Origin of the sequence: Francisella sp. 19S2-4 (genome assembly GCF_036281795.1) — a bacterium.
Taxonomy (GTDB): Bacteria; Pseudomonadota; Gammaproteobacteria; order Francisellales; family Francisellaceae; genus Francisella.
The window spans coordinates 1-16315 of sequence record NZ_JAWUZH010000050.1; the positions used below are offsets into that span (position 1 = coordinate 1).

Genomic DNA, 16315 nt, shown 5'->3' on the forward strand with positions numbered 1-16315 from the left:
AGGCTAAGTTTTTACTAAAAATAGCAAAAATATTCCTATTCATAGAAATTGAAAGATTTATTCAACAGTCTTTATAAGAAAAAATAAGGCTGTAAAAAAGCAGCTCCTTCTAAAGGATGTAAAAATTCTTGATTAAATTGAGACTCTATTTTTGAAACTTCTTATTAATGCCCTGCATATACTTCTCTAATGCCTCTAAAGTACAGCTACCTTCTTTATTCATAATTGGTAATTTAACATACTTACCATCATATCTAAGCTTAACTGTATAGACATTACCATCTTTATATAACTCAAATGCTAAATTACTTGCATATCCAGGAGCTTTTTCTAGAGGTACTCCTAAAGTTCCCATAACCTCAAGTAAGGTTAGATCATGACCAGAATAATATGTCATCTTATACTTTGATTTGCCCATTGCAGCTTTATCAAGGTCGCTAATTATTCTATTAGTAAGCTTACCACCCATAATATAAGAAACTTTTTGTGACTTAAACTGATCTGCTAAACCCCAACTTGTCAGAGCAATTATTTTATTCGCATCTTCTTTAGATAGACCTTTTGGTAGAGGTTTATCATGAGCTTTAGCAACAATCAAAACATCACCTATTACTAAGATATCATCTAAGCCTGATATTTTATTACCTAATACCTGCTGCCATTTTGCAAAATCAGGTGCGACTTCTTTAGTCTTTGCCTGCCATGCTGGTGAATTATAAACATATTTTTTCAATACAGCTAAATATTGAGGATAAGGGAATTGAAGAAGCTTTGAATCTGCTGTTAGAGTCATTATAGGCACTAGCTGAACTCTATCTTTGATAGCTGCTTGACCATCCCCTAGAACTGGACCTGTACCAGGAGGATAAAGTCCCATCAGTAAGCTCTGTGCACTTTCAACTGTTCTATTTGTATAACTTGATAATACATAGATACTTTGATTTTGATAATTTTGTGGTAAAAGTTTGAACTGGTCTACATATCTCTTTCTAAGTTGCTTACCTAAGTTATATTCTTGATTCATACCTATAGGTGTAAGCTCAGATAATGAAGTTCCCCAATCATAATTAGCATTTTTGATATTTGCAAAAGGAGCTCTATCACCATGTCGTGTTACTAACGATACAAAAACTAATTTTCCTTGAGAATATGCAACAGGAATAAGCAATACAAATAATGTAATTGCTGTGATAATTTTTTTCATTTTACTTTTATATTACATTGATAATTAATTTTCATAATATTAGCATTTTTAAAAACTAAAATCTTAATGAATATGAATAAAAGCTTGAAAGCCTTATATATAAAAGATTCTGCTAAAAAACATAGCTTCTCAGCAGCTTAAAAAACTTAAAGGGAGAAAGTTAATTCTAATATAAAAACGGCTCTAAAACTAGAGTAAATAATAATTTAAATAAAACTTAAAAAAACACCCTTTACATATAGTGATCGAATGCCTAAAATACTTTCAATTTGCCTATTAACTTTGTAAAAAGTAATGACAGAAAAATTTTTCAGACACTTTTTTTCTTTAATTCTCACTCATCACAGTAAGGTTTTTTATGATATTAGCTAACGATATGACTAATGCGATATTGGTTTTCCCAGATGGAACATACTATCTAGGAAGATCAATAGGTGTTCGTGGTTGGACTGACGGCGAAATTTGTTTCAATACATCTATGACAGGTTACCAAGAGACTCTAACAGATCCATCATACGCAGGACAGATTATCACATTCACATTTCCTCATATAGGTAATGTAGGGATCAATAATGAAGATAATGAATCTCTAGGCGTATTTGCTAAGGGTCTAATTGTTAGAGAGAATCTAACTAGCCCATCTAACTTTAGATCAAAAAAGCATATTGATACATGGCTTAAGAACAGAAACATCGTTGGTATCTGTGGTGTCGACACGCGTGCAATCGTACGTAAGGTACGTAAAGAAGGTGCTGTAAGAGTTGCGATACTATCTGTAAAACCAGGTGAGTTTCTTGATGCTAACTACGTCAGATCAAGAATCAAAAACAAATCAAACCTAAGTGGTAGAGATTTAGCAATAAGTGTCACAACAAATAGAGAATATGACTGGAATGAGCATACTTTTTCACTAGGGCAAAGAGTTTATAAACATCAAGAGAGCTATAAATATAATGTCGTGGTTATCGACTATGGTGTTAAGTACAACATTCTAAGAAATCTAGTAGATGCTGGATTTAAAGTCACAGTAGTACCTGCTGATAGTACTTATGAAGATATTATGAAACATAACCCAGATGGCGTGTTTTTATCAAATGGTCCTGGAGATCCGTTTGCAACTTCTGACTATACTATGCCGGTTATCAAAAAGCTTCTAGAAGATAAAATGCCAATATTTGGTATATGTCTAGGTAACCAGCTATTAGCTCTAGCAGCAGGTCTAAAAACTAAGAAAATGCATAAAGGTCATCGCGGTGTCAACCAACCCGTACTTGATGCAAATACTAAAAAAGTCCTTATAACAAGCCAAAACCATGGTTTCGTAGTATGTGATGATGTAGTTCCAGATAATATCCAAATTCATATGAGCTCATTATTTGATGGTACTGTTGAGGGTCTGAGATTCACAGATAGACCTGCTTTTGCGGTGCAATATCACCCAGAGAGCTCTCCTGGGCCTCACGACTGTAAGTATTTATTCAATGAATTTGCCGAAATGATAGCAGAAAGTAAAAAAGGGAATTAAGAAGATGCCAAAGAGAACAGATATAAAAAGTATTTTGGTTTTAGGTGCTGGACCAATTGTTATTGGCCAAGCTTGTGAATTTGACTACTCAGGAACTCAAGCATGTAAAGTGCTAAAAGAGGATGGCTATACAGTATTTCTAGTCAACTCAAACCCTGCAACAATCATGACAGATCCAACAACTGCTGATAAAATTTTTATTGAACCGATCACTGTTGAGAGTGTTGGTAAAATCATAGCTAGAGAAAAGCCTAATGCTATCCTGCCTACAGTTGGTGGTCAAACAGCACTTAACTGCGCTTTAGAGTTAGATAAAGCTGGTATCTTAGAAAAATATAATGTCGAAATGCTTGGAGCAAAAGCTGACTCTATTGATAAAGCAGAAAATAGAGAAAGATTTAACAGAGCAATGGCAAAAATTGGCCTAGCAGTACCAAAAAATGTCGTTGTACAATCAATGGAGCAAGCTTATAAAGCTCTAGAAGATATTGGTTTACCTGCAATTATTAGACCATCATTTACACTTGGTGGTAGTGGTGGTGGTATCGCTAATACTAGACAAGAGTTTGAGGCTATCGTTAAAAACGGTCTAAGCCTATCTCCAACTAATGAAGTACTAATTGATGAATCTATCATGGGTTGGAAAGAGTACGAAATGGAAGTAATCCGTGATAAAGCTGATAACTCAATTATTGTATGTTCAATAGAGAATATTGACCCTATGGGAATCCATACTGGAGATAGTATCACAGTAGCACCAGCTTTGACTTTAACTGACAAAGAGTATCAAATAATGCGAGATGCTTCAATTGCTGTACTTAGAGAGATCGGTGTCGAAACAGGTGGTTCAAATGTACAGTTTGCGGTAAATCCTAAAGATGGTAAATTAGTCGTTATTGAGATGAACCCTAGAGTATCTAGATCATCAGCATTAGCATCAAAAGCTACTGGTTACCCTATCGCAAAAGTAGCTGCTAGACTAGCAGTTGGCTATACTCTTGATGAGATTGATAATGATATCACAAAGGTTACACCTGCATCATTTGAGCCAACTATTGACTATATAGTTACAAAGATCCCACGCTTTACATTCGAAAAATTCCCTACAACTAAAGCAAACCTATCTTCACAAATGAAATCTGTTGGTGAAGCTATGGCAATAGGTAGATCATTCTCAGAGAGCTTACAAAAAGCTTTAGTTTCACTTGAGACAGGTTTAACAGGCTTAGATCAAGTTGAAATCAGAGGTTATGATGAGGAGAAGTCCTTCTATCAAAATAAAGCTGTGATTCTAGAGTCACTAAAAGAGCTATCTCCTATGCGTATTTTGAGAGTTGCTCAAGCTATTAGATATGGCATAAGCGAAAAAGATATCCATGATGCTTGTAAAATAGATCCTTGGTTTATCGAGCAAATTGCAAATATCGTTGCTGCAGAAGAGACTCTTAAAAAATCTGGTTTACCAAATAGTAAAGAAGAGTTTTCATACTATAAAAACATTGGTTTCTCAGATGCTAAAATTGCTGAGCTTGTCGGTAGAACAGAAAGATATATTAGAAACTTCAGGTTTGGTAAAGAGATCTACCCTACTTTTAAACGTGTAGATACTTGTGCTGCTGAATTTGAGTCAAAATCCTCATACCTATACTCAACTTATGAGCATTATTGTTATGAAGAAATTATTCGCGATTGTGAATCTGATATATCTGATAATAAAAAAGTTATTATCTTAGGTGGTGGACCAAACCGTATTGGCCAAGGTATTGAGTTTGATTATGCTTGTGTTCATGCCGCTAAATCTCTTAAAGAAGAAGGTATTGAGACTATCATGATTAACTGTAACCCAGAAACAGTCTCAACAGATTACGATACTTCTGATAAATTATACTTTGAACCTCTATGTGCTGAAAATGTACTAAATATTATTAAAAATGAAATGCGCAAAGGTGAAGTACTTGGAGTAATCGTACAGTTTGGTGGCCAAACTCCACTGAAGTTAGTATCTGCTCTTCATGAAAATAATATCCCAATATTAGGTACAGACCCTGATAAAATCGATCTAGCTGAAGATAGAGAAAGATTCAAAGAATTACTCGATAATGTTGGGTTAAAACAGCCTTTAAACACTATTGCATATACTATTAATGAGCTAAAGAAAAATATTAGCAAAGTTGGCTATCCTGTAGTTGTCAGACCATCTAATGTACTCGGTGGTAGAGCAATGGAAATTGTTCACTCTCAAGATGAGCTAAACTCTTATATTGAGAAAAATGCTAAATGTATTCTTGAAGGGCCAATCTTGATTGATAAGTTCCTTGAAAATGCTATTGAGCTAGATGTTGATGCTCTTGCTGATGGTGGCGATCGTGTCTTTGTAGCAGGTATTATGGAGCATATTGAAGAAGCTGGCATCCATTCTGGAGATTCAGCTTGCTCTATACCAACTAGATCACTTAGCGATGAGCAAATTGAAGAAGTAAAACAAGCAACTATCAAACTAGCTAGAGAACTAGACGTAATAGGTCTAATGAATGTCCAGTTTGCTTACCAAAATGGTGAACTTTTTGTGATTGAGGTAAACCCTAGAGCTTCAAGAACAGTACCATTTGTTGCAAAAGCTACAGGCAATAGTATTGCAAATATTGCGACTAAACTTATGATAGGCAAAAAGCTCTCTGACTTTATATTAAATAACCCAATACCAAGACATTTCTCTGTAAAAGAAGCTGTGTTCCCATTTGGTAGATTTGAAGATGTCGATTGCTATTTAGGCCCAGAGATGAAATCTACTGGTGAAGCTATGGGTATGGATAGAACTTTTGGTGTAGCATTTTACAAGGCTCAAGAGATGGCTTTTAATAAACTTCCTCTAAAAGGGAATATCCTAATATCTGTAAGTGATGCTGATAAACCTAAGATAGTTCAACCTGTTAAAGATCTTATTGAGCTAGGCTTTAATATCTTTGCGACAAGAGGTACAGAACGCTTCTTAAGAGAAAATGGCATAGAGTGTAAATTCTTTGATAAAGCTTCAGATAATATTGGCAATGCTCAAGTGCATAGTACTGTCAATGCTATTGAAGATGGCGAAGTTGATCTGCTTGTTAATACTTCGATCAGACAAGAATTAAATATCAGCTTAGCCTTAAGAAGAGCTGCTATTATGAAGAGAGTTCCATATGTTACAACAGCTGGAGCTTTTGAAGCTTTCGCAATTGCTGCAAAAGATATGAAAGCTATTGACAACTCTTTTAATGTTAAAACAGTAAAAGAATGGATTAATAGCTAAATTAAAACTACCTTGTCAGTCTACGACTGCCTCCCCTTCGTACCAAAGGGGAATAATAAAATATTGCTTAATAATTAGATTCTACGGTCAAACCGTAGAATGACAGCATTTTGGGAGGATTTAAAATGCTATCGTTTCAAAAACTTCTGCGTGGCGATCAAATAAATAAAAATGACTTATCAAATCTTTTCCATCAAGCTGATATCTATAAAGATAAGCTAGCTAAATCTGAGTCTATAAAAGATCTAGAGGGTAAAATCTTAGCATCTTTATTTTTCGAACCAAGTACCAGAACTAGATTCTCATTTGAATCAGCCATGAATAGACTTGGTGGAAAAGTTATATCACTAGAAAATGGCTCTTCAAGCTCTACTCAAAAAGGTGAAACTCTTGATGATACTGGTAGAATGATGGATCAATACGCAGATATTATCGTTATGCGTCATCCTAAGCCTCACAGTGTCGAAGAGTTTTCTAAATATGTAGAGTCTCCTGTTATTAATGCTGGCGATGGTGATAATGAGCATCCTACTCAATCTCTAGTTGATTTATATACTATTTATTCGGAGAAAGGCTCTCTTGAGAATCTAAAGATAGGTTTTATTGGTGATCTAAAATATGGTCGTACTGTTCACTCACTAACAAATATCCTTGCTAAGTATAATGCTTCGTTTAAGTTTATATCATCAAAAGAATTACAAATCCCTGAAAAACTTAGGGACTTTGTAAAAGAGAATGGTAACTCTTTTACTGAGCTAGAAGAAGTAAGTACTCAAGCTTTAAAAGATTTAGATGTCCTTTATGTAACTAGAGTACAAAGAGAAAGATTTCCTAATGAAGAAAGCTATTTAGAAAATAAAGATCTTTGCTACCTAGATAGAAAACATATTTCTGATAAGAGTAATTTTATAATCCTTCACCCACTACCAAGAGTTGATGAGATGGATAGATCTATAGATGAACTTAGCTGTGCTAAATATTTTGAGCAAATTAAATATAGCATCCCAATTAGAATGTCTTTACTTTATTTATTATTAAACTTAAAGTAATAATAAATTATTTCCATAAATGTCTTTTGACAAAAAATTTTTTTTACATTAAAGTCTATTCACTATTTTTTAAATCATTATATAAAACTTATATAGTTTTTTATTTTTACTCTGAATTTATATATGAAAAGAAACGAAGACTTAATGTGGTCACTTAGTTTATTTGGTACAGCTATCGGAGCAGGTGTATTATTTTTACCAATCCAAACAGGTATATCAGGAATAGTCCCAGTTTGTATTGTTTTGTTATTTATATTTCCTATGGTTTTCTTATCTCATAGAGCACTATGTAGATTTGTAATATCAAACCCAAATACGAATTCTGATATCACTGTAGTTGCTGATGACTATTTTGGTAAAATTGGCGGAATCTTTTTTAATATATTATATCTATTTGCCATATTGCCTATACTTCTTGTTTATAGCGTTGGTATTACAAATACATTAGAGTATTTTTGCTTTCATCAACTACACTGTGAAGTTCCAAATAGGCTTATTTTAAGCTTTTTGACTATAGCTGTTCTTGTTTTTATCATTAATTTTGGACAAAGAATTATTATCAGAGTTATGAGCTTTTTAGTTTTTCCATTTATTATTGCTTTAATAGCTCTGTCTTTATGGATGATACCTTATTGGAATTTTTCTATTATATATACTAGTTTTGAGCATAATCATTCTTTTTCTGGAGTTTTATTAGCTATCTGGATAATTATGCCTATACTCATATTTTCTTTTAATCATTCTCCAATTATTTCATCACTTGCTGTTTATACAAAAAATAAATATAAGCAAGATGCTGATAATAAGGCTTCTAGAATCATAGCTTTTAGTAATATTTTAATGATTGCTACAGTAGTAATATTTGTCTTTAGCTCTATGCTAACTCTAAGACCTGATGATCTAGAACTAGCAAAGCAAGAGAATGTTTCCATTCTTTCATTTTTAGCTGATCATTTTAATAGTCCTTTACTAAGCTATGTAGCTCCTCTAATTGCTTTAGTTGCAATGAGTAAATCTTTCTTTGGACATTATCTTGGATCAAAAGAAGGTATAGATGGCATAGTTTGTAAAATAACAAGAAATAGAATCAAAGAAGAAAATATAAAACCTATAACTCTTACAGTTGTATTTCTATTATGTTGGCTTGTAGCATATCTAAATCCTAATATCTTAGATATGATCTCAAGCATCGGTGGCCTTGTATTAGCTATCATACTATTTATCATGCCTATATATAGCATTTATAAAATTAAATATTTGAAACCTTATAAAAACCTAATTGCTGATATATTTATCCTAGCCGTTGGAGTTATCGCTCTTTCTTCTGCTATCTACGTTTTACTATAATTAATCATATAAATTTGACTTTTGCCTAAATAAGAGATAAATTGTATCCACCCAAATGGGGGCGAATATGGTTTCGACATGAATGTCAAAATCTAAGGTGCATGCCGAGGAAGTACAGTAACCTCGTAAATAACAGTACAATGCCGATAATAACTGGCAATAAAAAAGCAAACCGCGTAGCGGCTAACGACAGCAACTTTGCTGCTGTTGCTAAAGCTGCCTAGTCTAGCTTAAGAACCTAGATGCGCACGGATATGATAGTCTTTCTTATGACACTATCTTTACATCCGTTCATATTCCGCATAAGACGGTCTTTGCTTTTTGTCTGGAAGTTCAGGCTGTATTAAACAGACTCGCTAACTATTACCCTGGCTAATTGGGGAATAGCTAAGCTAAAACTTAAATAAGTTAGCCTAAGCATGTAGATCCAAAGACGGAGAGTTTGTGGACGCGGGTTCAAGTCCCGCCGCCTCCACCAAACTGGTGTTCCATACAATACCATACAGTAACACAAACCTAATAAAATCAACAAACACAATCAATTACACTGTCCCATACAGTGCCATTAAAACCATTTAATCCTTGTTTTGAGTGTACATTGTGGTGTACATTTATAGACACAATCACTTCTCAATGTACAACGATGGCTAAATTAAGTAAGCAATTTATAGAGAAATCGAAAGAAGTCAAAGAGCTTAAAGATAAAGAAAAGAGATATAGTGATGATAACTGTACCAATCTTTGGTTTATAGCTCGATCTAGCGGTGTACATTCATGGTTATATAGATTTAAACTAAATAAAAAAGCCGATAGCTTTACCATTGGTAAATACCAAGATATATCTTTAGCAGAAGCTAGAGAGCTAGCTAGAAACTATAATAAGATATTAGAATCCTAAAATAGAAAGAGAAAACTCTAAACTAAAAGATAAAGATTACTTTCAGAACATGGCTATAGGATACCTTGAAAGTAGACACCCTGACAAACCAAATGGTTATAAGTCTTATGACACTTATAAAAGGAATCATAGAATATTAGAAAAGACCTTATTACCAGCATTTAAAAACTATCGCTTATCAGACATCAAAAGAACTCATGTAACTAATTTATTAAAAGAATATACTCCTCACAATGGAAAAAATATCAAAACTCTAATATCTCAAATATTTGAACATGCTATAGATGAGGGACTAACTGAAAATAATCCTGCTCTAAAAGCTAAAACTAAGCCAATAATAACTCAAGGATTTAAATTTGTAGACCCTATAGATGATACTAAGACATTTAGCCAACTAATGAATGATATAAGTAATTTTAATCATGGCGATATATCAACTATTAGAGCATTGCAATTAGCCCCTTATGTAGCTTTAAGACCATCAAATATAGTTGGTTTGAAGTGGTCATACTTAGATGAAGCTAATAAGTGTATAGTTATTCCTGGTGAAGAAATGAAGATGAAAGGTAGAGCTGATTTTAGGCAACCTTTAAGTAAGCAAGCTTATGACATTATTCAAAGTATGAAGATACACACAGCCAATAGAGAGTTTATATTTCATTCTACAAGATCAAAGCATAAACATGTAACTATTGAGGCCTTGAGTAAAGCCCTTAGAGAGAATTTAAAGTTTAATGGCATAGATAAGCCTAAACAACATACTCATGGATTTAGAAAGACAGCTAGAACTTATATAAGTAATATAAGAAGTAAGCATAATTGGTGTGATGATGCTGTACGTATGATACTTAGCCATTTAAAAGGCGATAAGATAGATAATATATATGATAAAAATGACTTCTTAACTGAAAGAGCTGAGATGCTACAGCTATGGGCTGACTATATAGATCATATTAAAGAAAATGCTAATGTAATAAGAATGCAAGATATAAGTTAATTGCTGCAGCAACTAAATAACTGCGTTTGATTTCCCTTTATTATAAGACGCCAAAACTCCTTTTTTATAACGTAAAGAAACCTATTGATTAACTGTTTCTTTTTTAATTTCTAAAGTCTCGTTAGCCTTTATATAATAAACATTACAGCTATGTTACCACTGTTTCCTTTTTATTTTAAAATATTCAACTTGCCTTTAGTAAAACCTCAGTATTATTTCCTTTTTTATAGCGTTCCAAAACCTAGTCAAAACCTCGGTACTCAATATTATATTTTACCCTACTGGAAACATGGGGTAATCATCGCCCTAATATCACCGTTACCCTAGCCAAAACCTAACCATTATCCTTAGGGAAACCTTAGGGTAGTAATTCTTTTACCCTTTGGAAAACCTTACTATAACAATCGTTAAAATATCGCCATTACCCTTATCTAAACCTTACCATAGATTATTGTCGTTATACCCTTGTTAAAACCTTGTATAATCCTTGTACAATATTAATGCTAAGTCCTTAGTAAAACCTTAGTATATTGGTTGCCGTAATGTTGCCGTTATCCTTATGGAAATATTAAGGTAGTAAGCCAATTATCCTTAGCAAAAATTTAGTAAAAATTTAGTATGATTATTGCAATGATATTAGTATTATATCCTCCCCAAAACCTCCCCAAAACCTCCCCATAATTAAGTTGTTTAATGTCCGCTTAAATTACAAGATAAAATATAGCTGTATTGCTTATATAATCAATGTTTTAAGAATTTTATAGGTTTAAGAATATACCCCATAATACCCCCATTATAAGAAGTTAATAAGATTCCTGTTAAATTTGTAAATTAATGACTTAACTATCACACTATAACCTACTCCATGCTGACTAGCTGTATTCTTTAATGTCTGTAACTCATTTTCATCTATTCTTACATTTATTGGTATAGTCTTACTTTTAAACTCTATAGTATGGTTTTCTTCTCTCATCTCATTATTCCTAAGTCTTGTTCTACTATTTCACCTTTAGATACTTTATATATCTCACCTGTTCGCTTATCTCCAAATACAAAGCTAGTATCACTAGTTCTAACAATATATTTAGTCTTTTCAAACCAGTTATATAAAGCCATTGGTTGAGTCTCTGCATTGGTAGGTAATTTATAACCACACTCCCAGGCTATTTCTCTCATATTCTTCATATTTAACCTTTATTTTGTATTACAGTTGCAAGTGTATGTAGTGCAATTTGTATAGTGTTTGACTGTATATGTAGTATATATTTAGATGAATTTGTAGGATTTAAGAGATTTACTCACCAGTAATTAAGTTAATCTTTTACTAGCTATCAGCTCTCTAAGCCATATATTAGCTTTATGCTTTCCGTTACTCTCCTTTTGATGAGTCACTAGTGTATTATTAAATTCATCTTGATAGATTTCTTTATATTGGTTAAGTATCTCTCTTTTAGTCTTATCACTTTCAAAATAGATCATAGTATCTATAAATTTATAGTCTAAGAAACTAAGATTAATATCTCCTAATATTTCATTTATCAAAGTGTATTTATTCATGTTTTAAACCTCATGTTCAACCTAATTAAAATCGTGTTCAACTTTGTTCATTTTTATACCCCTGATTGAACAAGAAATTGAACAAGATTGTTCAACCCATGTTCAAGTAACTGTTCAACTAAATATAAGGCTATAATCCTTTATTTATATAGACTTGTTGCTATAGCAACTATCCCATGTTCAATAAATGTTCAACTGTTTGTTATAAGAAAATAGCTAAATGTTCAATGTTCAACGTGTCTAGATACAAAAAAATTGAACAAACTACTTTTTAATGTATTCTTTCTGCTGTTTATGAGCTTTAATAACACGATTAACTGTACCTAAACTACAACCCATCTCTTCTACTATTTCTCTTTGATTTAAGCCCTCCTCACAAAGAGAGATTATCTGTTCATTTCTAGATTGTTTAGCACTAGATACATTCCAAGTACCACTATTGTCTAAGTAAGCCTCTATGCTTTCTATATGATTAGCATTACGGTTTTTCTCAATATTGATAATAAAGTGAGTATTATTCTTATCTTCTCTATTAGCAGGCTCTTTCAGACATATTATTGTATCTAGTACATCTTTCTTAGCACTAGCTCCTCTATTATCTCCATTCTTACCAGCATGATCTACAACCAAGATAGTTTTACCCTTAGCTCTTAAGTTTAAAAGCCAGCTCTGAGTGTTTCTCCAAGCCTCTGTAGTGTTTTCTTTACCACTGCGACATAAGGTAGCCAAATTATCTAAAACGATAAAATCAGCCCAGTTAGTGAGTGACTCTATAGCCTCTTGACCATCAGAAGTAGAAAGGTCTGGCATCAACTGATCATCTATTAAAGTATCATTACTTATAAACTTAAGATTACTATTAGATATATTATCTACATTTAGTTTTCTAATTCTTTCTCTAATAGTTATTGCTGGCATCTCACCATCTATAAATAATGTCTTATATTGCCTAGTAGCACTCCAACCTAAAAACTCTGTGCCACTTGATATAGCCCATGCTATACCCGTACTTACTTGAGTCTTACCTACTCCTTGTTTAGCATAAATCATTATTATGTCTTGCTTCCTAATTAAAGGTTCTAAAATAAAGCTTTTCTCTTTAAGCTCCATTTCCTCTAATTCATCCCAAGATACAGCTCTTATATTCTTATATGAGATTTGGCTATATACATCCTTTCTAGCTTTATATACGCGCTCTCCTAACTCATATAAACCAATAGCATTATCAATACTCTCTAACTGCTTACTTTGTTCAGTAGATAGCTGACTTTTAATACTCTCAATAATAAAGTGATCTATACTATCAATATACTTAGTTTTAAACCTCTCATATTGGTCTTTAGATATCTTATTATCATAGTACTTTCTATTAAGTTGATTTAACTGTTCAACATCCCACTTAATAGTCTCAGCTTCTTTTAATGTGGTATAATCTAGCTCTAGAGATTTAAGGCTCTGATCTATAAAATTATCCACCTGTAAAGTGTTATTTTCCATTGCCTTAACCTCCTATACTCTACTAGAGAATGTCTTAATTAAACCTGTCATAGAATCTAGATAACCATCATATTTATATTCTTCTGGTTTATATGTGATATTAAGGCTCTCAAATACTTTTCTAATTTGAAGAACATCATTATCCCATGTATTAAGTATTAGATTATCAAGGTTCTCTATTAGACTAATAAGCTTAGTATCATCTAGGCTGTTTCTATGTAGATAGTTAAGAATTTGAACTAAATAAGCATTAAGATAGTCTATACAAATAAATGTCTTCTCATAACCATTTACTAGCTGTTTCTTATAAGTGAAGTTATATTGTAAAAACTTAATTCCAGCTACTAAATTATCTATGGTTTCATTAATACCTATATACTCGATAATACTATCAAGCTCTACCATCAAAATACCTGATGTTTCATCTGAATCTACAAATGTATCAAGTGAAAAGATATAGTTTTTATCTTGTCTTGACTTAGTTTCAAAAAAGTTTCTTAAAATATGGATTTGCTTATATAGCATAGTTAGTTACCTCTGTTTGTTTATTTACCAAATTAGTCGAGCGGTTGGTAACTAGCAAACAGCCTAGCCGTAAGTATTCCCCAGCAAGCTGGGTATTGTATTCCTTACGCCACTCGATTAAACAAAAGAGTTTAACCATTATGGGATAGATACATTGATTAATATATCTTAAAAGTGCATAATAAAGCCCGCTAATAAAAGATACAGCATTAGCTATACAATTATGGCTATTATTAACAATTCACTTTGTCATTGCTCTTATTAGTGGCAATATCACTACTGCTTGTTTGGTTACCACGCCAGACAATTAATGATGATAAAAGATTATTTGCAGATTGTAAAGTAGTAGTCATAATACCACCTCGCTTAAATCTATAGCTAAAAGCTCTTTAATCTTATTTAAGAAATAAATCTGTCCTTTACCTGTAATAAGAGTTTTCTTTGTAGGAATAGTACCTTTAACTGTTTCTGCTACACTTTCTTTAACCTCAAACAATCCTTGCTCTACATATTTTTGCTTAGGGTTATTTTTATCCTCACCAGACTTTAATAAATATCCATGCTCTCTTAATAAGGCAAATAACCTATTCCTACCAATATCAACACCATCATTAGCTAATAGTTTTGCATAAGTATCAAAAGAAATAGATTTAACACTAGTTCCAATAGAGTTAGCAAATTCTATTAGTGGCTGAGCCTGCTCTAACTGTAGCTTTGTCTCCTTATATTTAGTAAGTAAACTAATCATAAAGTCTGGATTATTAATACATTGGTCAATAATATTATCAGTAGCATATAGACCATGCTTTCTAATACTAGGTAATACATCATTAGTAACCCATTTCTTAAATTCTCTAGCTTGTGGTATCGTGCTTCGTATGATTGATGAATACAAACCACTTTCATTGATAGCTTTCATCTTTCTAGCTTTAGAGTTTGAATCACCCAATTTGGCAGGTACAAAATTCATTAATTCATCATTATCTAAGTATCTTGTCATTGCAGATGTTTGAGAATATCCCAATATTTCAGCTACATCTTTAGCTACAAACCAAAGTTCACTATCTTGGTTAATAGTTCTAACCTCTTTATCTTTAAAGTTAAAGTTTACTAATTCCATCTCTACACCTCCGCATCTCTAGCTTGAATCTTAGAATCTAGCCATGCTTCGACTTCACTAGCTAACCAACCTGAACTATTGACAGATAACTTTATATGCTTTGGAAATTCTCCTTTAGCTCCAAGTCTATATATAGATGTTCTGCTAATTCCTGTTAGCTTTTCTACTTCTTTAATTCTCATCATCTTTCTATTTAAAGTATCCATTTACTTATCTCCATTAAACTCTGATGTTTCATTAAACAAATTCTTTTCTTTAATGTCGGCCAACGATCAAAGATTAACTCAACATACAAACCTAGGATTTTAGAATAACCTGTATGGTCTGCATGTTGCGTGTGAGATAAGTTTATTAGAGAAAGTTTGTTATAGGCAGTTAGCTCTTATAACTAAACATAGAGGTAAATGCTGCTAATAGGGGTTAGCAATAATTAAAAAACATTGATTTTAAAGGTGATTTAGAGGTTAGTGACTTTTTAACTATTTTCTTAAAAAGGCAAGTCATCTGAGCTTAAAAAAGGATTTTCCAGGTTAGGTTTATCTTCTATTTTAATTTTAAGTAGTTTAGAGGTTACCTCTTTATTATTTGGGGTTACCCCTCTATCCATATTCCTTTTATTTATTGGTTTATAGAGCATTTGATATATAGAAGATGTTTTATGACTATTGGTATCATAGGTAACTATACTTTTAATTCTTTCTTGTAATGCACCTGATAAATCATGCTCATAACTACCTGTTAGCTTTTTATTTTTTATACTACTCCTAATATGTTGTTGATTATATTTACTTCTTAATATATTACCAACTGCATTATGTACCTTATCTTTACCACTGCTTATATCATTACCATTTATATAAAGTTCTTCCCATAACTCAATACATAAAGCCAATTCACTTGAGTAATAATCATGGTCAGGATCTAAATAAGCTGGTATATCACTTGAAATATTATTTTGCTGAGAAGCTATAGTGTTATAGTAACGTTTAATAATTCTATCAGTAGCCCAGTGTGGTCTATATTCCATATTTTCAAGCCATTCAAACAATGACTGACGATTAATTAAAATATTTCCATTAGTTTCAAAAAAGCCTCTACTTCCCGATATAAAAACATAATAACTCTCTGATTCAACCACTACGCTACTTATTTGAATATCATAATCGTTATTATAGCCAGTATGTTCAATTCTAAACTCTTCTAACTCTATATACTTGTAATTTAATATTTCAAAGACTGTTGAATAAATCTTTCAATTTCTATGAATAGGAATATTTTTGCTATTTTTAGTAAAAACTTAGCCTTAA

At 32.3% G+C, this 16315-nt stretch carries 15 protein-coding genes and 1 other RNA gene; 7 read left to right on the plus strand and 9 right to left on the minus strand.

Annotation, left to right across the window (positions count from 1 at the left end; all coding sequences use genetic code 11):
- Positions 1 to 145: 145 nt before the first annotated feature.
- On the minus strand, positions 146 to 1204 hold the full coding sequence (locus tag R8535_RS09360) for a histidine phosphatase family protein (protein WP_329498646.1): 1059 nt from the start codon (positions 1202 to 1204) through the stop codon (positions 146 to 148).
- 358 nt (positions 1205 to 1562) lie between these two features.
- On the opposite strand from R8535_RS09360, the gene carA reads away from it, so the two are divergent.
- The 7 genes from carA (at position 1563) to R8535_RS09395 (ending at position 10309) form a co-directional block, all read left to right on the plus strand.
- The gene (carA, locus tag R8535_RS09365; protein WP_329498648.1) at positions 1563 to 2729 is read left to right on the plus strand and encodes a glutamine-hydrolyzing carbamoyl-phosphate synthase small subunit; all 1167 of its coding nucleotides are present in this window, start codon (positions 1563 to 1565) and stop codon (positions 2727 to 2729) included.
- A 4-nt stretch (positions 2730 to 2733) separates the two neighbouring features.
- Entirely contained in the window at positions 2734 to 6018 is a 3285-nt protein-coding gene (gene carB / locus R8535_RS09370) for a carbamoyl-phosphate synthase large subunit (protein WP_329498650.1), read from the plus strand.
- Positions 6019 to 6143: 125 nt separating this feature from the next.
- Positions 6144 to 7067, plus strand: coding sequence for an aspartate carbamoyltransferase (gene pyrB / locus R8535_RS09375; RefSeq protein WP_329498653.1), 924 nt, complete (start codon positions 6144 to 6146; stop codon positions 7065 to 7067).
- A gap of 123 nt (positions 7068 to 7190) precedes the next feature.
- Positions 7191 to 8414 (plus strand): aromatic amino acid transport family protein, encoded by a 1224-nt coding sequence (locus R8535_RS09380; protein ID WP_329498655.1) that lies wholly within the window; start codon positions 7191 to 7193, stop codon positions 8412 to 8414.
- 57 nt (positions 8415 to 8471) lie between these two features.
- Positions 8472 to 8892: a transfer-messenger RNA gene (gene ssrA / locus R8535_RS09385) on the plus strand.
- 81 nt (positions 8893 to 8973) lie between these two features.
- A complete protein-coding gene (locus tag R8535_RS09390) occupies positions 8974 to 9312 on the plus strand; it encodes an Arm DNA-binding domain-containing protein (RefSeq protein WP_329498657.1) in 339 nt (112 codons plus the stop codon).
- A gap of 49 nt (positions 9313 to 9361) precedes the next feature.
- Complete coding sequence (locus tag R8535_RS09395; RefSeq protein WP_329498659.1) at positions 9362 to 10309, plus strand: tyrosine-type recombinase/integrase; 948 nt, start codon at positions 9362 to 9364, stop codon at positions 10307 to 10309.
- Positions 10310 to 11102: 793 nt separating this feature from the next.
- Here R8535_RS09395 and R8535_RS09400 read toward each other — a convergent pair.
- From R8535_RS09400 to R8535_RS09435, 8 genes are all read right to left on the minus strand, one after another.
- Positions 11103 to 11282 (minus strand): CopG family transcriptional regulator, encoded by a 180-nt coding sequence (locus tag R8535_RS09400; RefSeq protein WP_329498661.1) that lies wholly within the window; start codon positions 11280 to 11282, stop codon positions 11103 to 11105.
- On the minus strand, positions 11279 to 11485 hold the full coding sequence (locus tag R8535_RS09405) for a hypothetical protein (RefSeq protein WP_329498663.1): 207 nt from the start codon (positions 11483 to 11485) through the stop codon (positions 11279 to 11281). Before R8535_RS09405 ends, R8535_RS09400 begins: the two co-directional genes overlap by 4 nt.
- Positions 11486 to 11617: 132 nt before the next feature.
- Positions 11618 to 11866, minus strand: a complete 249-nt coding sequence (locus R8535_RS09410; protein ID WP_329498665.1) for a hypothetical protein — start codon at positions 11864 to 11866, stop codon at positions 11618 to 11620.
- Between the two features lie 264 nt (positions 11867 to 12130).
- The gene (locus tag R8535_RS09415) at positions 12131 to 13363 is read right to left on the minus strand and encodes an AAA family ATPase (RefSeq protein WP_329498667.1); all 1233 of its coding nucleotides are present in this window, start codon (positions 13361 to 13363) and stop codon (positions 12131 to 12133) included.
- 12 nt (positions 13364 to 13375) lie between these two features.
- Entirely contained in the window at positions 13376 to 13888 is a 513-nt protein-coding gene (locus R8535_RS09420) for a hypothetical protein (RefSeq protein WP_329498669.1), read from the minus strand.
- A gap of 349 nt (positions 13889 to 14237) precedes the next feature.
- On the minus strand, positions 14238 to 15008 hold the full coding sequence (locus R8535_RS09425) for a phage antirepressor KilAC domain-containing protein (RefSeq protein ID WP_329498671.1): 771 nt from the start codon (positions 15006 to 15008) through the stop codon (positions 14238 to 14240).
- Positions 15009 to 15010: 2 nt separating this feature from the next.
- Positions 15011 to 15214, minus strand: coding sequence for a helix-turn-helix transcriptional regulator (locus tag R8535_RS09430; RefSeq protein WP_329498673.1), 204 nt, complete (start codon positions 15212 to 15214; stop codon positions 15011 to 15013).
- A gap of 281 nt (positions 15215 to 15495) precedes the next feature.
- Positions 15496 to 16146, minus strand: a complete 651-nt coding sequence (locus tag R8535_RS09435; protein ID WP_329498675.1) for a hypothetical protein — start codon at positions 16144 to 16146, stop codon at positions 15496 to 15498.
- Positions 16147 to 16315: the final 169 nt, after the last annotated feature.